The sequence below is a fragment of the Streptomyces albicerus genome, from assembly GCF_008905045.1.
Classification (GTDB): domain Bacteria; phylum Actinomycetota; class Actinomycetes; order Streptomycetales; family Streptomycetaceae; genus Streptomyces; species Streptomyces albicerus.
On sequence record NZ_VWMY01000005.1, the window covers coordinates 142,468 to 167,077 of the forward strand.

The 24,610-nt window shown below is 70.8% G+C and carries 22 protein-coding genes; 12 read left to right on the forward strand and 10 right to left on the reverse strand.

The genetic code is table 11. The features are described 5' to 3' along the window. Positions 1-2 precede the first annotated feature (2 nt). Together GAS53_RS05830 and GAS53_RS05835 are read right to left on the reverse strand one after the other, a co-directional pair. Positions 3-1,040, reverse strand: coding sequence for a thiamine pyrophosphate-dependent dehydrogenase E1 component subunit alpha (locus tag GAS53_RS05830; protein ID WP_225858766.1), 1,038 nt, complete (start codon positions 1,038-1,040; stop codon positions 3-5). 112 nt (positions 1,041-1,152) lie between these two features. Continuing rightward, a complete protein-coding gene (locus GAS53_RS05835) occupies positions 1,153-1,611 on the reverse strand; it encodes a VOC family protein (RefSeq protein WP_151476336.1) in 459 nt (152 codons plus the stop codon). A 293-nt stretch (positions 1,612-1,904) separates the two neighbouring features. Here GAS53_RS05835 and GAS53_RS05840 point away from each other — a divergent pair, with 293 nt between their 5' ends. The 4 genes from GAS53_RS05840 (at position 1,905) to GAS53_RS05855 (ending at position 6,157) form a co-directional block, all read left to right on the forward strand. Then, positions 1,905-3,179, forward strand: coding sequence for an aromatic ring-hydroxylating oxygenase subunit alpha (locus GAS53_RS05840; RefSeq protein WP_151476337.1), 1,275 nt, complete (start codon positions 1,905-1,907; stop codon positions 3,177-3,179). Further along, positions 3,176-4,000 (forward strand): SDR family NAD(P)-dependent oxidoreductase, encoded by an 825-nt coding sequence (locus GAS53_RS05845; protein ID WP_225858767.1) that lies wholly within the window; start codon positions 3,176-3,178, stop codon positions 3,998-4,000. The genes GAS53_RS05840 and GAS53_RS05845 overlap by 4 nt, the downstream gene beginning before the upstream one ends. A 32-nt stretch (positions 4,001-4,032) precedes the next feature. After that, complete coding sequence (locus GAS53_RS05850; RefSeq protein WP_151476338.1) at positions 4,033-5,769, forward strand: PEP-utilizing enzyme; 1,737 nt, start codon at positions 4,033-4,035, stop codon at positions 5,767-5,769. A gap of 73 nt (positions 5,770-5,842) precedes the next feature. After that, entirely contained in the window at positions 5,843-6,157 is a 315-nt protein-coding gene (locus tag GAS53_RS05855; RefSeq protein ID WP_151476339.1) for a putative quinol monooxygenase, read from the forward strand. Positions 6,158-6,175: 18 nt separating this feature from the next. Here GAS53_RS05855 and GAS53_RS05860 read toward each other — a convergent pair whose 3' ends face one another. From GAS53_RS05860 to GAS53_RS05875, 4 genes are read right to left on the reverse strand one after another with little or no spacing between them, the layout of a single operon-like run. Continuing rightward, complete coding sequence (locus GAS53_RS05860; protein ID WP_151476340.1) at positions 6,176-7,228, reverse strand: NADP-dependent oxidoreductase; 1,053 nt, start codon at positions 7,226-7,228, stop codon at positions 6,176-6,178. A gap of 4 nt (positions 7,229-7,232) precedes the next feature. After that, positions 7,233-7,448, reverse strand: a complete 216-nt coding sequence (locus tag GAS53_RS05865) for a transposase (protein ID WP_151476341.1) — start codon at positions 7,446-7,448, stop codon at positions 7,233-7,235. Positions 7,449-7,454: 6 nt separating this feature from the next. Beyond that, a complete protein-coding gene (locus GAS53_RS05870) occupies positions 7,455-7,796 on the reverse strand; it encodes a 2Fe-2S iron-sulfur cluster-binding protein (RefSeq protein WP_225858768.1) in 342 nt (113 codons plus the stop codon). Beyond that, the gene (locus GAS53_RS05875; protein ID WP_151476342.1) at positions 7,781-9,190 is read right to left on the reverse strand and encodes an aromatic ring-hydroxylating oxygenase subunit alpha; all 1,410 of its coding nucleotides are present in this window, start codon (positions 9,188-9,190) and stop codon (positions 7,781-7,783) included. The genes GAS53_RS05870 and GAS53_RS05875 overlap by 16 nt, the downstream gene beginning before the upstream one ends. 337 nt (positions 9,191-9,527) lie before the next feature. Here GAS53_RS05875 and GAS53_RS05880 point away from each other — a divergent pair, with 337 nt between their 5' ends. The 4 genes from GAS53_RS05880 to GAS53_RS05895 are packed head-to-tail and all read left to right on the forward strand — an operon-like array spanning position 9,528 to position 14,400. Next, positions 9,528-10,670: a substrate-binding domain-containing protein gene (locus GAS53_RS05880; protein ID WP_192582972.1), complete on the forward strand. Its 1,143-nt coding sequence runs from the start codon at positions 9,528-9,530 to the stop codon at positions 10,668-10,670. A gap of 19 nt (positions 10,671-10,689) precedes the next feature. Beyond that, positions 10,690-12,243 (forward strand): sugar ABC transporter ATP-binding protein, encoded by a 1,554-nt coding sequence (locus GAS53_RS05885; protein WP_192582973.1) that lies wholly within the window; start codon positions 10,690-10,692, stop codon positions 12,241-12,243. A 1-nt stretch (position 12,244) separates the two neighbouring features. Then, entirely contained in the window at positions 12,245-13,357 is a 1,113-nt protein-coding gene (locus tag GAS53_RS05890) for an ABC transporter permease (RefSeq protein ID WP_192582974.1), read from the forward strand. Continuing rightward, on the forward strand, positions 13,357-14,400 hold the full coding sequence (locus GAS53_RS05895) for an NAD(P)-dependent alcohol dehydrogenase (protein WP_151476433.1): 1,044 nt from the start codon (positions 13,357-13,359) through the stop codon (positions 14,398-14,400). Before GAS53_RS05890 ends, GAS53_RS05895 begins: the two co-directional genes overlap by 1 nt. A gap of 260 nt (positions 14,401-14,660) precedes the next feature. Here the strand turns inward: GAS53_RS05895 and GAS53_RS05900 are convergent, their stop codons facing one another. Genes GAS53_RS05900 through GAS53_RS05910 form a run of 3 tightly spaced genes read right to left on the reverse strand, consistent with a single transcriptional unit; the run spans position 14,661 to position 17,512 of the window. After that, positions 14,661-15,446, reverse strand: a complete 786-nt coding sequence (locus GAS53_RS05900) for a ThuA domain-containing protein (RefSeq protein WP_151476346.1) — start codon at positions 15,444-15,446, stop codon at positions 14,661-14,663. A 3-nt stretch (positions 15,447-15,449) separates the two neighbouring features. Beyond that, positions 15,450-16,214, reverse strand: coding sequence for an SDR family NAD(P)-dependent oxidoreductase (locus GAS53_RS05905; RefSeq protein WP_151476347.1), 765 nt, complete (start codon positions 16,212-16,214; stop codon positions 15,450-15,452). A gap of 59 nt (positions 16,215-16,273) precedes the next feature. After that, on the reverse strand, positions 16,274-17,512 hold the full coding sequence (locus tag GAS53_RS05910) for an acyl-CoA dehydrogenase family protein (protein WP_151476348.1): 1,239 nt from the start codon (positions 17,510-17,512) through the stop codon (positions 16,274-16,276). 217 nt (positions 17,513-17,729) lie between these two features. On the opposite strand from GAS53_RS05910, the gene GAS53_RS05915 reads away from it, so the two are divergent. The 4 genes from GAS53_RS05915 to GAS53_RS05930 all read left to right on the forward strand — a co-directional run bounded on the left by GAS53_RS05915 (position 17,730) and on the right by GAS53_RS05930 (position 22,188). Further along, positions 17,730-19,268: an AMP-binding protein gene (locus tag GAS53_RS05915; protein ID WP_151476349.1), complete on the forward strand. Its 1,539-nt coding sequence runs from the start codon at positions 17,730-17,732 to the stop codon at positions 19,266-19,268. 47 nt (positions 19,269-19,315) lie between these two features. Beyond that, a complete protein-coding gene (locus tag GAS53_RS05920) occupies positions 19,316-19,921 on the forward strand; it encodes a histidine phosphatase family protein (protein WP_151476350.1) in 606 nt (201 codons plus the stop codon). A 31-nt stretch (positions 19,922-19,952) separates the two neighbouring features. Then, a complete protein-coding gene (locus tag GAS53_RS05925) occupies positions 19,953-21,146 on the forward strand; it encodes an acetyl-CoA C-acyltransferase (RefSeq protein ID WP_151476351.1) in 1,194 nt (397 codons plus the stop codon). 82 nt (positions 21,147-21,228) lie between these two features. Then, on the forward strand, positions 21,229-22,188 hold the full coding sequence (locus tag GAS53_RS05930; protein WP_151476352.1) for a PDR/VanB family oxidoreductase: 960 nt from the start codon (positions 21,229-21,231) through the stop codon (positions 22,186-22,188). Positions 22,189-22,255: 67 nt separating this feature from the next. Here GAS53_RS05930 and GAS53_RS05935 read toward each other — a convergent pair whose 3' ends face one another. Continuing rightward, positions 22,256-24,565 (reverse strand): glycosyl hydrolase family 95 catalytic domain-containing protein, encoded by a 2,310-nt coding sequence (locus tag GAS53_RS05935; protein ID WP_192582975.1) that lies wholly within the window; start codon positions 24,563-24,565, stop codon positions 22,256-22,258. Positions 24,566-24,610: the final 45 nt, after the last annotated feature.

Below are 24,610 nucleotides of genomic sequence, written 5' to 3' on the forward strand. Positions count from 1 at the left end.
GGTCACCCCGAGTAGACGTTGAGCAGCAGGTCGGCGGTATCGGGCAGCGGGCTGGCCTCGGCGTATGCGATGGCGTCGGCGATCTCGTCCCGGGTGCGCTGCCAGGTGTCGTCCAGCTCCGCGCGGGTGGCGGTGCCGTCGGCGAGGGCGCGGGCTTCCAGCAGGTCGATCGGGTCGCGGGTCTTCCACTCGGCGACCTCCTCGTCCGAGCGGTAGGGGTGGCGCAGTCCCTTGACGCCCTGATGGTCGTAGAAGCGGTAGGTCTTCGCCTCGATCATCATCGGGCCCTCGCCTGCCCGGGCGCGGGCGACGGCCTCGGTGGCGGCCCGGTGGACGGCGGCCGCGTCCATGCCGTCGACGATCACGCTGGGCATGCCGTAGGCCGCGGCCCGGTCGGCGACGTCGGTGATCAGCATGTGCTTCGACTGGGGGGTGAACTCGGCGTAGCCGTTGTTCTCGCAGATGAACAGGACCGGCAGGCGCAGTACGGCGGCCATGTTGGCGGCCTCGTGGAAGGTGCCGATGTTCGTGGCACCGTCGCCGAAGAAGGAGACGGCGACGCTGTCCTCGCCTTTGTACTGGGCGGCGAACGCGGCGCCGACGGCGATCGGGATGCCGGCGCCGACGATGCCGTTGGCGCCGAGCATGCCGAGGCTGAGGTCGTTGATGTGCATGCTGCCGCCGCGTCCGAGGCAGGCTCCGGTGACCCGGCCGTACAGCTCGGCGTACATGTGCCGGAAGCTGACGCCCTTGGCCACGGCATGCCCGTGTCCGCGGTGGGTGGAGGTGATCTGGTCGTCGTCGCGCAGTGCCGCCATCACCCCCGCGGCCACGGCTTCCTGGCCGACGTACAGGTGCAGGAAACCCGGCAGTTTGCCGGCCTCCATGAGCTTGCCCGCCTCGGTCTCGAACAGCCGGATGCGGACCATGCGCTCGTGCAGGTCCCTGACGACCTGCGCGGATGTCTGGTTCGCGGCCGGATCGGCCGACTTCTTCGATGCCCTGGATGTGCTTGATGTGCGTGAGGCCCGTTGAGCCATCGTCCGCCCCTTCGCCCGAGGGAGGTGTGCTGGTGTGCCACGCAATCGGACTTTGTAGTGTCGGTCTACAGTAAGTAGCAGAGGGCACCTTACTGAACAGGCTCTCTAATTACTACGCCTCTGTCCGATCCGGCTCCGGATCGCCGCCGCGGCCTTCGACCAACTCCACGGCATTGCCTTCCGGGTCCGCCCAGAAGCTGATCCGCCGGCCCCGCGCCCGGACGACGACCGGGTCCGACAGGGGTCGGGCGCCCGCGGCCGTCAGCGCCGCTACCACCGGGTCCAGGTCGTCCAGATGGAAGGTGAGGTACGACAGCCCCCGGCGCACGGTCAGTGGCACGGCCGACTGTGCGGGCGCCGGGGGTGTCCGAGGCAGGATCAGCTTGACGCGCCCGCCGGAGGGCACCTGCAGCCAGACGACCAAGAGCTCGCCACCCAACCCGGCCGGAGTCCCGATGGACTCCGGTATGTGCGAGCGGTGTACCGCGAAGCAGCCGAGCACCTCGCGGTAGAAGTGCTCCATCAGCTCCAGGTCGCGTACGACCACTCCCGCCTCGAACGGCTCGGTCATGTGTGTCGGCGCCCGATGCGCCGGGATTGTCGTGTCCTCGCTCACCCGTCGCCGCCCTTCGTCGAATGTCCGGCTGCCGTGTTCTTATGACTGGAGTCGTTTCACAGAAAGATCGGGGCCCGTCGGGCCCGTGGCCACCGGGGAAGGCGAGGTGGCCTGCGCGGCGCCGTATGGCAACTTCACCACTTTCTATTGACAGACAACACTAAGTCCTGTTGTCGTTTGCGGCACAGCCCAGCTGTCGCAACCGAAGCCCTTCGCCGGCTCGCGGCTGGGAGGATTGTGAGGACATCGTGGTCCAGACCAGTTCGCCGGAGATTCAGGAGACGGACGCCGAGCGTCAGCCGCCCCCGGCCCCCGAGTACTCCTCGTGGATCAGCCAGGACCGGTCCACCGACGCCGCATCCGTGACGATGCGGCGGGAGGCCGCCGAACTCGTCGAGCGCGTGATGACGCACTACCGCGACAACACGACGCACGAGGCCGAAGGCCAGTGGACGGAACCAGTCGCCCACTACCACGACGCCGACCGCTGGCAGCGTGAGATGGATTCCGTCCACCGGAGCGTGCCACTGCCGCTCGCCATGTCCGCCGAGCTTCCCCGGCCGAACACCTACAAGGCCTTGGACGTGCTAGGCGTTCCGGTGCTGATCACCCGGGACCGCCAGGGCGCCGTACACGCGATGATCAACGCCTGCCGGCACCGGGGCGCGAAGATCATCGAGCCGGGCTGCGGGGTGTCCAAGCGCCTCACCTGCCCGTACCACTCCTGGTCGTACGATCTGGCCGGGGAACTGCGGGGCGTGTACGCGGAGAAGACCTTCGGCGAGGTGCCGCGGGAGGGACGCAGCCTGATCAGGCTGCCGGCCGGGGAGCGCGCCGGGATCGTCTTCGTCTCGCTCGACCCGGCGGCCGAGCACGACCTCGACGCCTGGCTGGGCGATCTGCAGCCGTTGCTGGAGGGGCTGCGGCTGGCGGAGTGCCACCATTACGGGACCAAGGAGCTGACCAGTCCCAACTGGAAGGTCACCCTCGACGGGTACCTGGAGACGTACCACTTCGCCTCGCTGCACCCGAAGACGGTGTTCGAGACGAACCTCTCCAACATGATGGCCCACGACACGTGGGGCCCTCACCAGCGCATCGCGCCGGCCCTGCGCCCCATCGCGCAGGCGGTCGAGCTGTCCCCGGACAAGCGCGATCCCGGCGAGTGCGTCGGCCCCATCTACTGGCTGTACCCAGGACTGGCGATCGCCGGTGGCTGGCGCCAGAAGATCGCCGTCTCCCTCGTGCTTCCCCGGACGGCCACCGAGTCGGTGACCCAGCAGATCATCCTGCTGCGGGAACCGGCGGTCACCGAGGAGGAACGCCAGGCCGCCGACCGGTTCGGCGAATGGTTCTACGAGGTGGTCCGCGACGAGGACTACGCGACCACCTACGGAGTCCAGCAGGGCCTGCAGGCCCTCAGCGGCACCGACTTCGTCTTCGGGCGCAACGAGCCCGGACTGCAGCACTTCCACCGCACCATTCACCAACACCTGGAAAACACAGCAAGAGCCGCCAGGTGACGAACCGACAAGACTCGCGGGAGAACACCATGGTGGCTACGGGCAGCCTCGACGGACGTGTCGCGGTGATCACGGGCAGCACGCGCAGCATCGGCCGCGCCATCGCCGAAGCCTTTCTGGCCGACGGCGCGACGGTCGTGATCAGCGGCCGTTCGGAGCTCAAGGGCAAGCAGGCCCTGGACGAGATGGACGCCGGGGACCGGGCCGCCTTCCACCCCTGCGACGCCAACAGCCAGGAGGACATCGAGGCCCTCGCGGACTTCGCCGCCGAGCGCTTCGGCCGGCTCGACATCTGGGTCAACAACGTCGGCGGCACCTCGGGCTTCGCCCCCGTCCACCAGCTCAGCGACGAGGCCTGGCACAACGCCCTCAACCTGAACCTCAACGCCTACTTCTACGGCACCCGCCGGGCACTGCCCAAGATGCTGGACAACGGCTGGGGACGCATCATCAACATCTCCTCCGTAGAGGGCAAGCAGGCCAACAAGCCGGCGATCAGCCACTACATCACCAACAAGCACGCCATCCACGGACTGACCAAGGCGACCGCCTTCGAATACGGCACCCAGGGCATCACCTGCAACGCCATCTGCCCCGGCGCCGTCGACACCGACCTGATGCGCGCCGCGGGCCCGGCCGCGGCCGAGGCCGAGGGCATCTCGTACGAGGAGTGGCTGGGCCGCTTCGCGGAGCACGCCGCCACCAAGAAGATCACCACCGTGGAGCAGATCGCCGGTGTCGCCTCGCTGCTCGCGAGCGACGCGGGCGCGGGCATCACGGGCACGCTGATCAGCGTCGACGGCGGCACGGCGCAGTGGTAGGCACCGGGACGGACGGCGGGAGACCCACGGTCATGAAGAGCTGGATCACGGACTGGCAGCGCAGTGAGCGGCTGCCGCACTACACCCGGGCCAACGCGGGGGAGACCCTTCCGGAGCCGGCCAGCCCGCTGGGCTGGACCCTGGTGTGGGGGCGCGGACTGCAGGGCTGGCGTCGCGGTTTCGTCGGCTTCGGCATCTACCGCGAGGAGGAGGTGGCCGGGCCGCGCCCGCCGTTCGTCGGCATGTTCGGCGGCTACTTCTACCTCAACCTGTCGCACATGCGGCTGTTCGGCATCCGTATGGGCCAGACCGCGGACCAGATCGACACGGCCTTCGTCGGCCAGCGCTCCGACACTCCGGCATACGCGGCGCACCCCGAGGACCAGGACGGCGAGCTGACGGCCAAGGCCGGCGGCACGCTCCAGCGGATGCTCGGCCAGACCTCCTTCCCGGAAGCCGACGCCGACCGGGTGCGGCTGCGCCGGATCCGCCGCGAGCGGCCCGACCTGACGCGGCTGTCGGGCGCCGAACTGGTGGCGCACGCCCGCTCGCTCCTCGACGAGGTGGAGACGACGTTCCAACGGCATGTCGAGTCGTCGCTGCCCGCGTCCGTCGGACCGGCGATCCTCGGCCCGCTGTGCGCGAGCGTGGACCGTTCCGGTGCCCTGCTCGACCTCATCGGCGGGCTGGGAGACGTCGACTCGGCCTCGCCCTCGACCGGACTGTGGACGCTGTCCCGCCAGGTGGCGGCCTCGGCCGAGCTGACCGCGCTGTTCGACGAGAGTCCGGCCGCGGTGGAGCGGGCGCTCGACGGGGCGACCGTGGACGTGAAGGCGTTCCGTGACGCGTTCGAGGAGTTCCTGGCCGAGTCCGGCGACCGCGGCCCCAACGAGTGGGACATCCACGCACTGTCCTGGGAGGCGGCGCCCCTCCAGGCGCTGGCCCTGGTCGACCGGATCCGGCACAGCTCCGACGACGACTCCCCGGCCGTCCGCCACCAGCGACTGACCGAGCGGCGCGAACAGGCGGCGCAGGAGATCCGGGCCGTGCTGCCCGAGGACGTACAGCCGATGTTCGACGCCGGAATGCACGCCGCCCAGGTGTGGATCCCGGCCCGCGAGCGCACCAAGGCGAACTGTGTGACCGTCGTCAACGAGATCCGTATGGCGGTGCGCGAGCTGGGCCGCCGCGGGGTCGAGGCGGGGCGCCTCGCCAAGCCCGAGGACCTCATGATGCTGCTGGACACCGAGCTCGACGACTACGTCGCCGACCCGGAGCCCTTCGGCCCCGTCATCGCGCAGCGGCTGGGGGAGTACGCCGGCCTGCACGAGCTGGAACCGCCGTTCTTCGTCGCCGAGGACGCACAGACCGAGATCGACACCTGGCCGCGGCGCACCGAGGAACGCACCGAGGCCGCAGTCGAGGGCGATGTGCTCAGTGGCGTCGGCGGCAGCCACGGCACCTACACCGGCAGGGTGCGGGTGGTCACCGACCCGGCCTCGTGCGAGGCGCTGGAGCCGGGCGAGGTGCTGGTGGCGCCGATCACGGACGCGGCCTGGACCCCGCTGTTCCTCGTCGCCGGAGCCGCCGTCGTGGATGTGGGCGCGCTCAACAGCCACGCCGTCGTGGTCTGCCGCGAGCTCGGCATTCCGGCCGTCATCTCCGTCGAGGGCGGTACGCGGCGGCTGCGGGACGGCATGGTGATCACGGTCGACGGCGACAAGGGAACGGTCACCGTGGACAGCGTCCCGGCGGCGCTCGTCATCTGAAACCGCCGCGGGCCCGTCGCTCCCCCTGACAGGGGCGACGGGCCCGCGTGCTTGACCCGAGGAGAGGAACACCGTGTCAGAGGAAGTCATCGTCGCCGGCTGGATGGACTACGAGCCGGGCGACCGCGACGCGATGCTGGGGCATCTGGTCGAACTGGGGCGCCGGACGCTCGAGGAGGAGCCTGGCTGTCTGGACTACGCCATGACCGCGGACCCGAGCGACGAACGACGGATCCGCGTGTACGAGCGCTGGGCCTCCCAGCAGGCCCTCGACGACCACTTCACCACCCCGCACATCAAGGACTTCCGGGCGGCCGTGTCGGGGCTGACCCGAGTGGGGGTCTCCTTGCAGGCCCACGTGGTCGCCGTGTCCCACCCCATGCGCTGACGGCGAAGCCCCTGCGGCCTACGCGGAATCGCCCAGCCGGACCAGCATCTTGCCGACGTTGCCACCGTCCAGCAGGGACAGCAGCGCCCCGGAAGCGTTCTCCAGGCCGTCAACCACCGTCTCGCGCGCGGTGATCCGGCCCGAACCGAGCCAACCCGCGACCCGCTCCTCGAACTCCGGCCGCAGGTCCTCATGGTCGCGCACGATGAAGCCGCGCAGGGTCAGCCGCTTGAGGACCGCCTGGATCAGCTGGTTGATGTCGGCCGACCGCTGGTTGGTGCCGGTCGACCCCCGCTCCCCGCCGAACTGCGACATCATGCCGCACAGGGCGACCCGGCCACCCGTCCGCAACGCGTGCAGGGCGGCGACGAGTTGCTCCCCGCCGACGTTGTCGAAGTAGACGTCGATGCCGTCGGGCGCCATCCGGGCGAGCGCCCCACGCACCGGCTCGGCGCGGTAGTCCGCGGCGTCGTCGTAGCCGAACTCCTTCACCAGCAGGGCGCACTTGTCCGGCCCTCCGGCGGTTCCGACGACCCGCTCCGCGCCCAGCAGCCGGGCGAACTGGCCGACGGCGCTGCCCACGGCCCCGGCCGCCGCCGACACGAAGACGGTGTCGCCCGGGCGCACCGCCGCGATCCGGATCAGGCCGACGTACGCGGTGAAGCCGGTCTGCCCGAGCAGCCCCAACCAAGTGGGCAGCGGGGCGAGTTCGGGGTCGATGCGCCCGGCGCCGTCGGTGGCTGAGGCGTCGACCACGGCCCATTCCCGCCAGCCGAGTTGGTGCCGTACATACGAGCCCGGCGGCACGTCGGAACAGCGGCTCTCCTGCACGACGCCCAGCGCCCGGCCGTCGAGCGGCGACCCGGGCGTGAAGTTGTGCGTGTAGTGCTTCTCGGTGCTCTCCAGCCGCCCGCGCATGGAGGGGTCGACGCTCATGTAGAGGTTGCGGACGAGCAGTTGGCCCTCACCCAGGGACGGGAGCGGGCGCTCCTCGACCGCGAAGTCACCGGGAACCGGTTCTCCGTCGGGTCGGCGCACGAGGCAGACCGCCCGGGTCGTGCGGGGTGTCATCGGTTCACTCCTCCGGCTGCCGGGCGACGCGCCGCTGGGCGAGGCGGCCCACCCAGCCGGCCATCTGGAGGTCGGCGTGGCGCAGCTCGCCCGACTGCCAGCGGGCCTGGAAGTCGAAGATGCCCTGCGCGCCGGACCGCGGGTCGGTCACCTCGACCAGACCGTCCTCGGTGAGCCGGTACACATGCCCGGTCAGCGGATGGATCACTTGCTTGGACATAGGGGCTCACTCCTGCACTCGGCGGCGTACGCCGCGCTTGGTCACGGTCACCGGGCCCTCGACCCGGAGCCGGCAGGCGAGCCGGGTCAGGCCGTCCACCGGTCTGCGCAGGGCTTCGATGCCCTCGCGTTCCAGCGGGTCCACGGGTGAGCAGTTCTCGGTGCCCTCGTCGATCTGCACGAAGCAGGTACGGCAGGTGCCCTTGCCGCCGCAGACGGTGGGCCAGCGGAACCCGAGGCGCCCGGCGGCGCTGAACAGGTCCTCGCCGTCGAGTACTTCGAGCTCGACGCCGGAGGGCCTGACCGACACACGATGGCCCGCCGCACGGTGGGTCACTTGTCCATCCACCGGTCGAGTGTCTGGTTGAAGTGGCGGATGCGGCTCTCCTGGTAGTTGGCCAGGGTGATGCCCGGCTTCCGCATCGCCTTCAGCCCTTGCTGGACATAGGGGAGGTTCTCGCAGTCCTGGTCGAAGACGGGCCCGAGCACACCGAGTTCGGGGATGTCCGCGAAGAGCATGTCCTCCGGCACCCAGCGGATCTTGGCCGGGGGCGGCATCTCGCCGGGCTTCTTCGGGGCCGACATGAAGATGATCTCGGCGGTGCAGGAGTCGGGGTCGAGACCGTTGGGCCGGAACCGGTAGATGATGTTGGACTTGGCGCCGCCCCAGGGGTTGAAGTTGGGGAACAGCAAGTAGTTGATGGCGTCCAGCAGTTCGGTGTCGGCGGCATGTGAGAAGTCCTGGGTCGAGGTGGCCGCCAGCTGTGCGCGCATCCGCTCGGCGAGGACCTGGCGGGCGGTGCCGCCGGCCGGGATCGCGGGCAGTTCGTCCCCCTCCTGCATCACCAGGTCGCGGCCCTGCGCCGCCGCGTAGAACGCACGCGAGTCGTAGAACGTCTCCAGTACGTCCTCCTCCGTGACGGAGTCCGCCACGTGGGGGCTGGGGGCGCCCTGGATGTTGATCATCCGGTTCCAGTTCGGCTGGTCCGCCATGACGTCGTACTGCGAGTTGGCGTCGGCGAGCCACGGCAGCATCTGCGGGTGCGTCGCGATCACATGGAAGGACTCGATGAACGCGTCCTGGGCGACCTTCCAGTTGCAGGGCAGCACCTTCGCGATGTGCAGCGACTTGTAGCGGTCCTCCAGCGGCCAGATGTAGTACTCGTCGAACGTGCCGCGATAGCTCTCGAAGGACTCCGCGTACGGGTCCATGTTGATGAAGACGAAGCCGCGCCAGGTGGCCACCTGGGCCTCGGGGAGTGCGAACTTCTCCGGGGTGACATGCGGGAAGTCCCAGGCGCAGGGCGGGGTCTGCATGGTGCCGTCGAGGTTCCAGGCGAAACCGTGGAACGAGCAGCGGAACTCGCCGACGTTGCCGCCACTGGTGCGCAGTTTGCGGCCGCGGTGCAGGCACACGTTGACGTACGCGCGGATCTCGTCGGGGGCCGTCCGTACGACGATCAGCGAGTCGTCGCCGATCTCGTAGACCTCATGGTCGCCGACCTCGGGAATCTCGCTCTCCAGGCAGGCGAACTGCCACACGCGCCGCCACACCTGGCGCATCTCGCGCTCCGCCCATTCGCGGGAGACGAAGCGCGCGGAGTCGATGTCCTCGCTGCCGATGTAGTCGTTCCTGTCATGCCTCAGCGCGGCGGGAACGGGGCGGCTGTCCTGGTCGAGGTAGTCCTGGACGGTGGGCCCGGGGCACCGGGCGGTGACCGACTCCGACGTTTCGTCCATCATCTCTCCTCTGGCAGAAACTTTAGAGTGAGTGTAGTTAGCAGATGCGGCCTGGAGCAACACTCGCGACGGCACCCGGCTGCCCGGGTCGGCCGAGGTTCTCGAGGAAATGTGCCGTAGAACGTGGAATTTGTTGCGGCGGACCTCTCCCCAAGCCCGCCGGGGCGTGTCACACTCCGACGCACTCGAGGCTGTAGTGCCTCAAAAGTTTCTTGGCTCGGGACGGAGTCTTCCCGCCCCCGGCCGCAGCGCCGCACGGTCACCCCGGCGGCCCGCGCCGTACCCCACGACGGCGGTTCACGCAGCCTTCTCGACCCTCCATGCGTGGGAGTACTCAACGATGAGTTCCAGACCCGCTCGCGCGGTGCGCCGCGCGCTCACCGCGATCATCCTCGTCACCGCCCTGCTCGCCCTGACGGCGTGCGGCACCGACGCGACCCCGGCCGCCGATGCCTCGCAGGCGGCGGCGGCCGACAGCCCCGGCCTGGCGGCGGCCCGCGCGGCCGCGGAGAAGTACTCCGAGCGCCCGGCCCGGATCCCCGTCACCGATCCGGTGGGCAAGAAGATCCCCAAGGGCAAGAAGATCGACTTCATCCTCTGCGGCGTCCAGTCCTGCAAGGACCTCGCGGACTTCTTCACGGCCGCCGCCGAGGAACTCGGCTGGACGGTGAAACAGATCGCCACGCAGGGCACGCCCGAGTCCGTCCAGGCCGCCTACGAGCAGGCCGTACGCGACAAGCCGGACGCCGTCGTCGCCTCGGGCTTCCCGCGCGCGGTCTACGCCAAGCAGCTGGCGCAGCTGAAGGCGGCCGACATCCCCGTCATCCAGTCGAACGCCGACGACGTGGTGGGCGACGGCATCTCCCTGCTGAAGAACGGGCCGAAGGACGTCGGCGTCCAGGGCGAGATGATCGCCTCATGGGTGGTTTCGGACAGCGGCGCCAAGGCCGACACCGTGTACTTCGATCTTCCGGCCTACACGATCCTCAAACCCGTCAAGGAGGGTTTCGCGGCCAAGTACAAGGAATGGTGCGAGGGTTGTGCGCTGGACAGCGTCGACGTGCCGATCACGTCGGTCGGCAAGGACATGCCGGACCGCGTGGTCTCGTACCTCAGGTCGCACCCGAAGGTGACCCACGTCGTCTTCTCCCTGGGCCTGCTCAACGTGGGCGTCCCGGCCGCGCTGAAGTCCGCCGGCATCACCGGCAAGCACATCGTCGTCAACGTCGGTGACGCGCAGAGCTACCAGTACATCCAGGGCGGCCTCACCGACGGCGCCATGGCGCTGAACTCCCACGAGACGGCGTGGATCCAGGTCGACGCGCTGGCCCGCCACTTCACCGGCCAGCCCATGGACGTGGACCAGCAGGCGGTGCTGCCCAACATGCTGGTCACCAAGGACAACCTCCCCTCCGCCGACGGCGACTTCGCGCTCGTCGAGGACTACCAGGCGCAGTTCAGGGCGCTCTGGGGCCTGAGCTGACATGCCGGGCGGAGGAGCGGTGCACGCCGGCAGGCCGGTCGGGCCGGCCGGGACGGACGAGGCGGACCGGCCGGTGCTGCGGTTGTCCGGGCTGTCGAAGCGATTCGGCGGAACCCAGGCGCTCGACGATGTGGACCTCGAGGTCGCGCCCGGTGAGATCCACGCGCTGATCGGGCCCAATGGCTCCGGCAAGTCCACCCTCATCAAGATCCTCGCGGGATACCACCACGCCGAGCCGGGAGCGGTCGCCGAACTCGACGGCGAGCCGTTCGACCTGGGCCATGTCGCCGCCTCCCGGCACGACCGGCTCCGCTTCGTCCACCAAGAGCTGGGACTGGTGGGCCAGTTGAGCGCCACGGACAATCTCGCGCTCAGCCGTGGCTTCGCCCGTACGGCCTTCGGCAACATCCGCTGGCCGGAGATGGAGCGGCGGACGACCGCGCTGGTGGAACGGTTCGGCCTCGGCATCGACGTACGCCGGCCACTTGCCCTGGCCTCTCCCGTCCAGCGCGCGGTGGTGGCCATCGCCGCCGCACTGCAGGGCTGGGAGGGCCGGCGCGGTGTCCTGGTACTCGACGAACCGACCGCCGTGCTGCCGCCCGGCGAGGTGGCCCGGCTCTTCGACATCGTGCGGGAGATCCGCGACGCAGGTGCCGGCGTCCTGTACGTCTCGCACCGGATGGACGAGATCTTCGCGCTCGCCGACCGGGTCACCGTGATCCGCGGCGGGCGACGGATCGCCACCCTTCCCGTCGCCGGCCTCACTCCGCGCTCGCTGGCGGAGTTGATGGCGGGCGAGGAGATGGAGACCGACCACCGGCCGGCGTCTCCTTCCGGTCCCGCCGAGGCCGTACTGGAGGTTCGCGACCTCTGGGCGGGCCCGCTGCGCGGAGTCGGTTTCGACCTGGCCAGGGGCGAGCGCCTGGGCATCACCGGCCTCGTCGGCTCCGGCCACGAGATCGTGCCGTACGCGGTGTGCGGGGCCCACACCGGACCCGTGCGCGGCAAAGTGCGGCTGCCCGAGCGCTCCGAGCGGTGGGTCGACGTACACGGCGCGGGCGCACTGGGCCTTCCCCTGGTCCCCGCGGACCGGGCGGGCGAGGGAGTGATCGGCGACTTCTCGGTGGGGGAGAACCTCACCCTTCCCCTCCTCGATCGCCTCCGCGCCCGCCTCGGCCGGCTGCACCGAGGACGGGAGGGTGCGCTCGCCGAGGACTGGATCGAGCGGGTCGGGGTCCGCACGGTCGGCCGCGGGGCCCGGATCACCACGCTGAGCGGCGGCAACCAGCAGAAGGTCGTGATGGCCCGCTGTCTGGCCCAGCGCCCGCCGGTGCTGGTGCTGTGCGAACCCACGGCCGGCGTCGACATCGGCACCCGCCTGCAGCTGTACGACCTGATCGAGCGTCAGGCCGACGAGGGCATGGGCGTCATCGTGTCCTCGTCCGACACCCAGGATTTGCTCGCGCTGTGCACCCGCGTCCTGGTGGTCAGGGACGGCCGGATCGTACGGGAGATACGCGGCCGGGACATCACCGAGCCCGCACTCGTCCATGCCATGGAAGGAACGGAGTGACATGACATCCACCCCGACCCGGGCCGTCGGACTCCGGCCGGCCGAACCACCACCGGAACCGGACAGAACCGCGCTCGCCCTGGGCGCGTGGGGCCGAAGGGCAGTGGCGGCCCTGTCCTTCCGGAACATCGGCGCCGTCTACGTATGGCTGGTCATCGTCCTGCTCTTCTCCGTCTGGGTGCCGGAGACGTTCCCGACGGCCATCACGGTCAAGCAGGTCCTGAACGGCAACGCCGTGGCAGGCCTGGTCGCCCTCAGCGTCGTACTGCCGCTGGCCGCGCGGGTATTCGACCTGTCGGTCGCCTACACCATGTCGCTCACCAGCGTGCTGACCGCCTACTTCATGGTCACCGCGGGCCTGGGCCCCGGCACGGCGATCGCCCTGGCGATGACGGCCGCGCTGCTGATCGGGGTGATCAACGGCATCGTGGTGGTGCTGCTGCGGGTCGACTCGTTCATCGCCACCCTGGCCACCGGGGCGCTGATCCAGTCGCTGATCACCATGGTCGCCAACGACAGCTCCATCACCGGGGTGCAACTGCTCGCCAAGCCGTTCGCGAGCATCGCCCAGCTGGACGCGGGCGGCATCACGCTGCCGGTGCTGTATCTGTTGCTTGCCGCGACGGCCATCTGGTTCCTGCTGGAACACACGGCCAGCGGACGCCGGTTGTACGCGACCGGCTTCAACACCGACGCGGCACGCCTGCAGGGGGTGCGCACCGACCGGCTGCGGTTCCTGACCCTGGTGGCGTCCGCGCTGCTCTCCGGTTTCGCCGGGATCGTCTTCGCGTCCTCGGTGGGATCCGGATCGCCGACCGCCGGCACGCCGTATCTCCTCTCCGCCTACGCGGCGGCCTTCGTCGGGGCGACCCAGCTGCGCGCGGGCCGGTTCAACGCGTGGGGCACCGTGCTCGCGGTGCTGCTGCTCGGCACCGGCATCACCGGTCTCGGACTCGCCACCAGCGCGCAGTGGGCCGCGAGCCTGTTCACCGGCTCGGTCCTGATCGTCGCGCTGGTCCTCACGGGTGGGCGGATCGCGCTACCGGCGGTTCTGCGCCGCCGGAAGTCGCCGCCCGCCGACCCTGGAGCCACCCCTGACAAGGAGGTCGGATGATGAAAGCGGTTCAGTACCGGACGGTGGGCAGCGCGCCCGAGGCGGTCGAGGTTCCGGTGCCCGAACCGGGCCCGGGCCAGGTGCTGCTGAAGGTGACGGCCGCGGGGCTGTGCCACTCCGACCTGGCCGTCATGAGCTGGCCCGCGGAACAGTTCCCCTATCCACTGCCGCTGACGCTCGGTCACGAGGGCGTCGGGACCGTTGCCGCGCTGGGCAGCGGTGTCACCGAGGTGGCGGAGGGCGACGAGGTGGCGGTGTACGGCCCGTGGGGCTGCGGCCGCTGCCGTATCTGCGCCGAGGGCAGGGAGAACTACTGCCCGCACGCCGCCGGGCTCGGCATCATGCCGCCCGGTCTTGGCTCTCCCGGCGCCCTCGCCGAGTACATGCTGGTGGACTCCCCCCGCCACCTGGTGCCGCTGAACGGCCTGGACCCGGTGCAGGCGGCACCGCTCACCGACGCCGGCCTGACGCCGTATCACGCGATCAGGACGTCGCTGCCCAAGCTCGTGCCCGGCAGCACGGCGGTGGTGATCGGCGTCGGCGGCCTGGGGCATCTCGCCGTACAGCTGCTGCGGGCCCTGACGTCGGCCCGGGTGGTCGCTCTCGACGTGAGCAAGGAGAAACTGGAGCTGGCCCGCTCCGTCGGCGCCCACGAGACGCTGCTCTCCAACGGCGAGGCGGCGGCACGGGTACGGGAACTCACCGGCGGCACCGGGGCGGAGGTGGTGCTGGACTTCGTGGGGGCCGAGGCGACACTGGCGGTGGCCGCCGCGTCGGTGGCGGTGGCGGGGGATGTGACCGTGGTCGGCATCGGGGGTGGCACCCTGGCGATCGGCTTCGGCGGTGGTGTGCCGTTCGGGGTGTCCGCGTCGGCGCCCTACTGGGGGAGCCGGGTGGAGCTCATCGACGTTGTCGGGCTCGCGCGGGAGGGGCTGGTCTCCTCCCACGTCGAGACGTTCTCGATCGTGGAGGCCCCGTTGGCGTACGAACGCCTGCACGCCGGGGAGATCAATGGCCGGGCGGTGGTGCTGCCGCACGGGTGAGCCGAGTCGGCCGCGGGGTGGGTTTTCGCCCCCGCCGCCCCTACCCGTCCCATCCTTCTGGGGCTCCGCCCCAGACCCCGCTCCTCAAACGCCGGAGGGGCTGAATTTTCGCGGCCCGGGCTGACATCTTCAGCCCGTCCGGCGTTTGAGGACGAGGCCGTTCAGGCCGATCAGCGGGGGTCTGGGGGCGGCAGCCCCCAGGGGACGGGAATGGGTAGGGGCGGCGGGGGCGAAAACCCTCGCGCGGCCCCCGCGTTCGCTCAGCCGCCCACCGAGCTCCTCATACCCACGGCCCTCTCCACACACCTCCGCAGCACCGTCAGGAACTCCGGCGTCTCCCAGGGCCCGCGGTCCACGCGCCCGGTGTCATCCACGCCGAGGTCCTGCACGTCGTAGCGCCCCCGGCAGTGGCCGAGGGTGAAGCAGCACACCTCGCCGAAACCGTGCCGCTTGAGATACAGCACAGGCCGGGGCGCATCGTCGAGCGCCACCGTGTCGCCCTCGGCGAAACCGCGGCACGGTCCGGTGTACTCGGCGTGCAGCAGCACCTCCAACTCCCCGTGCAGCTCACACACGTACAGCTCGTCGGTGACGGTGAACGGCTCGATTCCGGCGACCAGCGGATGGTCGGGCCGGGTGACCCGTACCTCGTACGGCGCGATCGGCGGGTGGGCGAGGAACTGGCTGCCGAGCACGTCGGCGAGCTCCCCGAGAAGCCGCGGGGTGGTGAACACCCGCGGCCCACCGGGAGCCGGCGCCTCGATCACCGCGTTGGTGCCGTGCAGGGCGAGCCAGCGCCCGCCCCGCTCGACGAACCGGGCCAGCGCGGCCCGCTCGGCCGGGCGGGGCCGGAGATCGCAGGTGTAGGTGACGAGCAGGTCGGCCTTGTCCAACGCGGCGACACAGTCGTAGTCCTGATAGACGGTGGTGCGCACCCGAGGGTGGTCGCCCAGCATGTCCAGCAGCCGCAGCCGCGCGTAGTCGAAGTCGTGCCATCTGCCGCCGCAGACCAGCACGGCGTCCAGGCGGCCGGCCGGGCCCGCCACGGCTCAGTACTGGACGCGGGTCAGCAGCCCGCCGTCCACCACGAGGTTGACGCCGACGCAGAAGGAGCCGGTCCGGCCGAGCAGGAACGCGACCGCCGCGGCCACGTCCTCCGCGGTGCCGTAGCGGCCGATCGGCAGCTTGGCGAGCACTTCCTCGTAGACCTCCGGGCGGCTCGTGCGGATGGTCTCCCAGGCGCCGCCGGGGAAGTCGATCGGTCCGGGGGAGACCGTGTTGACGCGGATGCCCTTCGGAGCGAGGGCGTGTGCGAGGGCGGAGGCGTGCTGGACGACCGCGGCCTTCATGGCGGAGTAGGAGTTGGCTCCGGCCGGGCGGGCCGTGTCGGAGGCGTTGGTGGTGCCGATGGCGACCACGGCGGCCCGGTCGGAGGCCTCCAGGTAGGGCATGGCCGCCTCGACCAGTCCGGCGAACGGGATCAGGTCGCCGCGCAGGCTGGCCTCCCACGACTCGGGGCCCTTGACGTTGCCCGCCGAGACATTGGACACCAGCAGGTCCAGGCCGCCGAGTTCGCCGGCCGCCCGCTCCACGAAGCCCGCGAGCGCGGCCGGGTCGGTGACGTCGACCGGCTCGGCGAACACCGTCGCCCCCTCGCCACGCAACTCGGCCGCGGCCTTGGCCAGCGCCTCCTCGCCGCGGGCGCACAGCGCCAGCGCGCAGCCCTCCGCGGCCAGGGTGCCCGCGATCGACCGGCCGATACCCCGGCTCGCACCGGTCACCAGCGCCTTCGCACCTGTCAGTCCCAGATCCATCGATGTCGCTCCTTTGTGTTCGCCGGAACGGAGAACGGTCCCGGCACTGGCGTGTTGTCTCAGTTGCCGGAGAGCTCCGAGAACGGCACCCGGTCCACCCGTGGTTCGCCCGGCAGCTTCAGCACGCGTTCGCCGATCAGGTTGCGCTGGATCTGATCGGTGCCGCCGGCCAGCCGGTAGCCGGGGGCGCCGAGGAGGTGCTGGGTCCAGGCGAACGTGCCGGGCTCTCCGGTGTCGGCGCTGATCCGGGCGCCCATCAGCTCGGCGGCGGTCTGCCCGGTGCGGGTGAGCAGGTCGGAGGCCATCAGTTTGGTGAGCGACGCCTCCGGGCCCGGCCGGTCGCCGGCGGCGCTCGCTCTGGCGACCCGGTCCACGGTGGCCGTGCGCAGCGCGGCGCGGATGTACAGATCGGCGAGGCGCTGACGGACCAGCGGATCCCCGGTGCGGCCGAGCGAGCGCGCGAGGGCGAGCACGTCCGAGAAGGTGCCGCCCTTGCGCCGGTTGCCGGTGCCGGAGGCGGTCCGCTCGAAGGCGAGGGTGGTGGTGGCGACCTCCCACCCCTGCCCCGGGCGCCCGATGCGCAGCCGGTCCGGAACGCGTACGCCGCTGAGGAACACCTCGTTGAACGAGGTACCGCCGCTCATCTGGCGGATGGGGCGCACCTCCACGCCCGGTGCGTCCATCGGGACCAGGAACGCGGTGATGCCGGCCTGTTTGACGACGTCCGGATCGGTGCGGGCGAGCAGCAGCCCGTAGTGGGCGAACTGGGCTCCCGAGGTCCACACCTTCTGACCGTCGATCACCCAGTCCTCGCCTTCCTGCCGGGCGCGCGTGCGCAGGGCGGCGAGGTCGGATCCGGCGCCGGGCTCGCTGAAGAGCTGGCAGGCCAGCAGGTCCGTACGGAGGAACGCCCGTGCGTACACGTCGCGTTGCTCGGCCGTCCCGAAGAGGGCGACGGACATGCCGACGAGCCGCACCGTGACACTGATCAGCTCGGTCGACGGCGGTACCCGGTACGCCGCCTCCTTCTGGGCGAAGGCCGCCGCGTGGGCGGCGCTCAGGCCCGCGCCGCCGTTCTCCCGGGGGAGCGTCAGCGCCTGGTATCCGGCGTCGAAGCGGGCGCGCTGGTAGGCGCGGCAGCGCTCCAGCAGCAGCCGCTCCTCCTCGTCGGGGAGGTTGTGGAACACGGCGAGATCCGGGGTGTCACCGGTGGAGTCCGGCTCCCGGGCCGGTTCGAGCACGGTGGCCAGCCACTGTCCGACCTGCGTGCGCCACGTGTCCAGATCCGGCTGGGACATGGGTCCTCCTCAGGACGCTGACCGACACTTACCAGACGGAAGATTCAGTAACGGGGGAGAGGGAATGGCTGCTCCACCTGGCATTCCAACCCGGCGAGCACCTGGAAAAGCCTCCGTCTTGGGTCAGAGTGTTCCGTACTTTCTTGATAAACGCTACAGTCTCGGCATTGACTCTCCCGTGAAGGCAGGGGAGGACCGAGGAGCCGCCGGAGGAGCCATGTCCCTGCTACCACTCGACCGTCGCGCCCAAGAGACACCCGACGAGCCCGCCCTGGTGGACGATCGGGAGGTGCTGTCCTGGTCCGGGCTCGCCGACCAGGTCGCGCGGGCGGCGGCACGTCTGCTGGAGATCGCGCCCGGCCCCGACGACCGGGTCGCCGTCCTCGGCGACAACGTGATACCGACCCTGGTGGCCCATCTGGCCGGACTGCGCGCCGGCGTGGGGACCGTGGCCACCTCGCGGAACCTGATGGTGGGCGAACTCGTCGACCAGATCATCGACGCGGGCGCGACGGGGATCATCGCCGGCCCGGCCGGCGCGGTCGCCGCCCTGGAGGCGGCCCGCGAACTGGGCCTGCCCGTTGTGATGCACGGAACCCCGGCGATCGGGCACGCCTTCGACTGGGACCTGTGGCTGGCGGCGGCGCCCACCGGACGGACCCTGCCCACGGGCCGGGCCGCCCGGCCGCCCCTCGTCTACACCTCGGGCACCACCGGCCGGGCGCGCGGCACCGAGGTGCGCTGGGTGAGCGGTCCGGTTGCCGACAACTCCGCGTACCTGGCGGCGATGGCCGCCCGGCCCGGCTTCCCGCCGGGACCGCACCTCGTGTGCGGCCCGCTGCAGCACAACGCGCCGCTGACGTCGCTGCGGCACCTGGCGGCCGGTCAGCAGGTGGTCGTACTCGGCGGATACGACGCGGAGGCGTTCCTGCGCCGCGTCGAGGAGTGGCGGGTCACCTCCACGGTCATGGTGCCCACCCACTTCCAACGCCTGCTCGCCCTGCCCGAAGAGGTCCGTGGCCGGTACGACGTCTCCAGCCTCCTCCAGGTCTCCCACACCGGGTCCGCCTGCCCGCCGGACGTGAAACGGACCATGATCGAGTGGTTCGGCCCGGTGCTGACCGAGTCGTACGGCGCCAGCGAGGCGGGCACCGTGGCTCGCATCAGCAGCACCGAGTGGCTGGCGCATCCCGGTTCGGTGGGGCGCGTCCACCCCCCGTTCGAGGTCCTGGTGACCGATGACGACGGCCGTCCGCTGCCGTCCGGCGAGCTCGGACTGCTGGCGTTCCAGGCGCCCGAGGGCAGGGGAGTGCGCTACCACGCGGACCCGGACAAGACCAAGGCCGCCTATGTCGCGCCGGGTGTGTTCACACTCGGCGACATCGGATACGTCGACGCGGACGGCTACATCTTCATCACCGACCGGGCCGCCGACGTCGTGGTCTCCGGCGGAGTCAACCTTTACCCGGCCGAGAGCGAGGCGGTACTGCGCCGGCACCCGGCGGTCGCCGAGATCGCGGTCATCGGAGTGCCGCACCCGGACTTCGGCGAGTCGCTGCGCGCGCTCGTCGTGCCCGCCGGAGACGAGCCGTCGGCCGAGGAACTGGACCGGTTCTGCCGCGACCGGCTGGCCGCCTACAAGTGCCCCAAGTCGTACGAGTTCGTCCCACACCTCCTGCGCAACGCGATGGGCAAGCTCGACAAACGCGCGATGCGCCGCCCCTACTGGCGCTCCGAGCGGACCATCGCCGGCTGACCAGGCAAGAACCCGCGCCCGCCACCCGTACGTACGAAGGATCGTCCATGACCGAACTCCTCCTCATCCGGCACGGCCTTCCCCTGGCGGGCGTCTACGACCCGGGGCTGTCGCCGGAGGGCACCGCCCAGGCCGAACGCCTCGCGGCCTGGCTCGTGCACGAGGATGTCGACGCCCTCTACACCAGCCCGTTCCAGCGGGCCCGCGAGACGGTGGCGCCGCTGGAGCGGCTCACCGGCATGACCGCCACCGTCCTCGATGACCTGCGCGAGTGGGACACCGACGTCTCGCACCCCTACACGCCGCCGGAGCAGATCCGCGCCGACGACCCCCGCTCGGTGGCGCTCTCCGAGGGCCGGTACGAGGACTTCGTGCCCGACCTGGACTGGGACGCCTTCCGGGAGCGGGCGGCGCGGGGCATGGACACCATCCTGGACGCCCATCCCGGCGGGCGGGTCGCGGTCGTGTGCCACGGCGGCATCACCAACACCTACCTGGCGACGGTGCTCGGCCTTTCCCGCATGTTCTGGTTCCACCCTGGCTACACCTCGGTCAGCCGGGTGCGACGGCTGCCGGGCGGACGCATCGTTCTGCACTCGGTGAACGAGACGGCCCACATGGTCGCCGAGCGCGCCGTCGACGCCGTCGCCTGACCTGCCCACATCCCCTCAGGAGGTCCCGGCCGTGCCCGGATCCGTCATCGTCGTCGGCGCCAGAACACCCATCGGCAAGCTGATGGGCGCCCTGAGCCCGCTGTCCGCCGCCGACCTCGGCGCACACGCCATCAGCGCCGCGCTGGCCGCGGTGCACCTGGACCCGGCCGCCGTGGAAGCCGTCGTCATGGGCCATGTCGTCCAGGCCGGGGCCGGTCCCAATCCGGCACGGCAGGCCGCCGTCGGCGCCGGCATTCCGTTCGGCGTACCGGCGAGCACCGTCAACAAGCTGTGCCTGTCCGGTCTGCACGCCATCGCGCTCGCCGACCTCATGATCGCCTCCGGTCGCCACGAGGTGGTCGTCGCGGGCGGCATGGAGTCCATGTCGGGCGCGCCGCACCTGCTGCGCGGAGCCCGCACCGGCTGGAAGTACGGCCCTGCCGCGGTCGAGGACGCCCTCGACCGCGATGCCCTGATCTGCGCCTTCGACGGGGTCTCCATGGGCGCGGCCACCGAGCGGTACCAGCAGCCGTTCGCGTTCACCCGCGAGGAGCAGGACGAGTACAGCGCACGGTCGCACCAACTCGCCCTGCGCGCCCGGGAGTCCGGCGTGCTGGCCGCGGAGATCGCCCCGGTTGCGGTGGCCGGGCGCCGGGGCGAGGAGACGGCAGTGGCGGCCGACGAGGGGATACGGCCGGGGAGTACGGCGGAGAGCCTGGGGCGCCTGAGACCCGCCTTCTCGGCCGGGGGGACCGTCACCGCGGGCAACTCCTCACAGCTCTCCGACGGTGCCGCTGCAGTCGTCGTGATGAGCGCGGAACGCGCCCGCCGGGAGGGCCTGACCCCGCTCGCGGAGATCGGCGCCTACGGCACCGTCGCGGGCCCGGACCCCTCCCTGCTCGTCCAGCCGGCCGGCGCGGTCCGCGATGCCCTGTCCCGGGACGGCCGGCTGAAGGCCGCAGACCTCGACCTGTTCGAGATCAACGAGGCGTTCGCCGGTGTGGCCCTGGCCTCCGTACGGGAGTTGGACATCCCGCTGGAGAAGGTGAACGTCAACGGCGGCGCGATCGCCCTCGGACACCCGGTCGGCATGACCGGCGCCCGGCTGGTGCTGACCCTCGCGGCGGAACTGCGGCGGCGCGGAGGCGGTACCGGAGCGGCCGCCCTGTGCGGGGGCGGAGGCCAGGGCGACGCACTGCTGCTGCACGTACCACCGCGAGCCTGATCACCGACCCATCGGATCTCCCACCCGTATCCATCCCCGCCCCGTATCCATCCGCGCCCCGTACGAGACCAGGTTGACCACCATGACCGACCAGCTGCCTCTGGACGAGGAGACCCTCGTCGTGGCGACCCGTACCCGCGTCGCCGACGGTGTCGTCTCCCTCACCCTGCGCCGCCCGGACGGCCGACCGCTCCCGTCCTGGACTCCGGGAGCGCACATAGATCTGCTCCTGGACGGCAGCCTGATCCGCCAGTACTCGCTCTGCGGGGACCCTGCCGAAGGGGACGCCTGGCGGATCGCCGTCCTGCGTGAGCCGCAGGGCCGCGGCGGCTCCGCGTACGTCCACGACTACCTGCCGGAAGGCACGGCCGTGCGCGTGCGCGGGCCGCGGAACAACTTTCCGCTGCGGCCGGCCACCCGCCATCTGTTCATCGCCGGTGGCGTCGGCATCACGCCGATCCTGCCGATGGTCGAGGCCGCCGAGGCGGCGGGGGCCGACTGGCTTCTGCTGTACGGCGGCCGCACCCGCACCTCCATGGCGTTCCTGGAACGCCTCACGCCCTACGGGGACCGGGTGCACGTCCGGCCGCAGGACGAGTTCGGCCTGCTCGACCTCGCCGCCTTCCTCGGCCCGCCCAAGGACGACACCCTGGTGCACGCCTGCGGCCCCGAACCCCTGTTGCGGGCGGTGCAGGAACAGTGTGCCGACTGGCCGGCCGGCACGCTGGGCCTCGAGCGGTTCGCCCCGGTGCGGCCGGCCGAAGCCCGCTCCGCCGGGGCCTTCGAGGTGGTGCTCGCCCGCGCCGGGGTGACGCTCACCGTGCCGTCCGACCGCTCGGTGCTCGAAACCGTGGAAGCGGCCGGCGTCGAGGTGGACTTCTCCTGCCGCGAAGGCACCTGCGGCACCTGCGAGACCGACGTACTCGACGGCACGCCCGACCACCGGGACTCCCTGCTCAGCGAGGACGAGCGGGCCACCGGCGACACCATGCTCATCTGCGTCTCCCGCTCGTGCGGGCCCCGCCTCGTCCTCGACCTGTGACTGGTGTTTCGACGGGCGTGGCGCCCCGGCTCCCGGTGGTTGCGGGCTCCCGGTGGTCGGGGACGTACTACGGAAGTCCCCAGGGCTCCCCCGGCTCGCTCGGAGCCACCGGGGCGATGACGAGGTCGGGCCTATTGCCTGCGTACAGCAGCACCTCGCGCCCCTCGGCCAGTTCGATCGCGAGGGTGCTGTCGTCCTCCGCGTGAGTGCGGGCCGGAGTGCCGTCGTCCAGGACCGCGCTCACCGGACCGCCGCTCAGACCGTGCCGGAGTCGCAGCGGCTCGCCCGCCAGGCTCCGCACCCGCACGAAGCGTGTGACACCACCGGTGCGGACCGCGCTGACCAGGAAGGCTCCCTGGGTACGGAAGTCGTGCAGGGCGACATCGGCCCAGGAATCCGGAACGGCGGGGAAGACCCGCACGACGCCGCCCCAGCTCTGGCAGAGCATGTCGTGCAGGGACTGCGACGCCGACAGTGGTGTCTCGATGACCGGTCCGGCCTCGGTGTAGTGGGTGTTGGCCCGGCACGGGTAGCGCGTGCTGGGGTCGAAGAACTTCTTCAGATACGTGAGGGCCACCTCGCCGCGGCCCGCCATCGCGTACAGCGACGCGGCGCCCGTATAGCTGTAGCCGCGATGCGAACCGGTCAGCGCATGCCAGTGGACGACCGACTTCTCGATCAGCTCACGCTGCTCCGGCTGGTCCCAGTTCACGAGGTACAGCGGATAGACCATCAGCAGGTGGGAGTAGTGGCGGTGGGACTGGGCGTAGGGCGTGTCGGCACCGATCATGAAGCCGTTGTCGTCCACGGGGTACGGCGTCAGCTTGGCCAGCACCTCCTGCCAGCGCGGCTTCAGCGGATCGTCGACCCCGAGCCGCTCGGCCGCCTCCAGGAGTGCGGTGCAGCCCCAACGGATCAGCGCCAGGTCGTAGTTGGTGTCCTTGGGAGGCACGACGGGATACTCCGGGGACAGTGTCGACGGCAGGTGCAGCTTGCCGTCGCTGTCCGGCTGGAGGAAGTGCAGGTAGTAGTTGATCGCGCGGCGCAGCAGCGGGTACACCGTGTCGCGCAGCAGTGCCTCGTCCATGGAGTGGCGGTAGCTCAGCCATACGTTGTGCAGGGCCCACGTCAGGTTGCCGGCCTCGCCCCCGCTGCCCGGGACGGGGGCGCTACGGGTGGCGAACATGTCTGAGCTGCGGCCGACTCCGGCGCTGTCGGACCGGTAGGCGGCGGGCACGTTCGCGATCAGCTGCTCCTGGTTCTGTCGGAGTGTGCTGGCGAGCGAGTCGAGTTCCAGGTGGTTGGAGCCGTGGATGAGCCAGTACTCGAGCTGCACGTTGAGGTTCCACCACACGGCGGGCCAGGGAGTGGGTTCCAGCCAGGGCCCACAGGTGGCCATCACGGGGCCGCCTTCACGGCTGGCCGATGCGATCTTGTAGAGCTGGATCCAGTGGAAGCTCTGCAGCCGTTCGTCGGGGATCGAGACGAAGCTCTTGCGGTAGAAGGCGTGCCACCAGTGGGTGTGCTGCCGACGGAGCACTCCGTGCGGTGCGGCGCGCTGGATCTTCTTGAGCGAGGCTTCTCCGGCCCGGGTGTCGGAGGGATGGCTGTGGGCGACGTTGAGCAGCAGGGTGTCGCCCGAGCGGCGGTAGGCCGTCGCGGTCTGGCCGCCGCCGATGAGCGGCTGGAGGACCTGTTCGACGTCGCCGGTGGTCCGAGTCGTCCAGGGCGGGTTGGCGACGTAACCGGTCGGTGGCGCCTCGCTGATCTTCCGGGGGCTGATGGCCTCCTCGGGGTGGAACGTCCAGCGGACCTCCTCGTCGCCGTCCGCCGTCACGTGTGCGGCGAGGATCCCGTCGTGAATGAAGGCGGAGAGTGTCAGGGTGCCCTTGTCCGTGGTGACGGTGCCGGTGAGTTCGGCGTTCCACAGGCTCAGTCGCCAGTCGACCGCGCCGATGGTGCCGACGGGGTCGAGGGTCAGATGTCCCACGGGCAGCCGGCAGGTGCCCCAGCCGCTGCCGAACTCGGGGCGGTGGTCCTGTACTTCGCCGTGCTGGACGGTGAAGCGGATGCTGTTCGCACCCGGCTCCTTGTACACCATGCTGCCCAGTCGCCCGTCCCCCAGGAACGGCCCTTCGTGCCAAAGGGTGGGCAACTTCCGCCACAGCAGGTCCTGTTGGCGCAGGAAGCCGGCCCAAGCGCCGTCCGAGTCCATGTGGTTGCGGAGCTTCCAGCGGCCGCCGGCAGAACCGGCGGCGAGGCCTTCGCTCTCGGCGGTGTCGACGGCAGGGGTGGGGGCGGCTTCGGCCGCTCCGGGCAGGGCGGCGACCGCTGTGCCGCCCAGCACTGATCCGAGCACAGCTCTTCTAGAGGTCATGTGGGGGTGCCTCCAAGGTGTGACAGTTCCTCAAGGTCCTCGAAC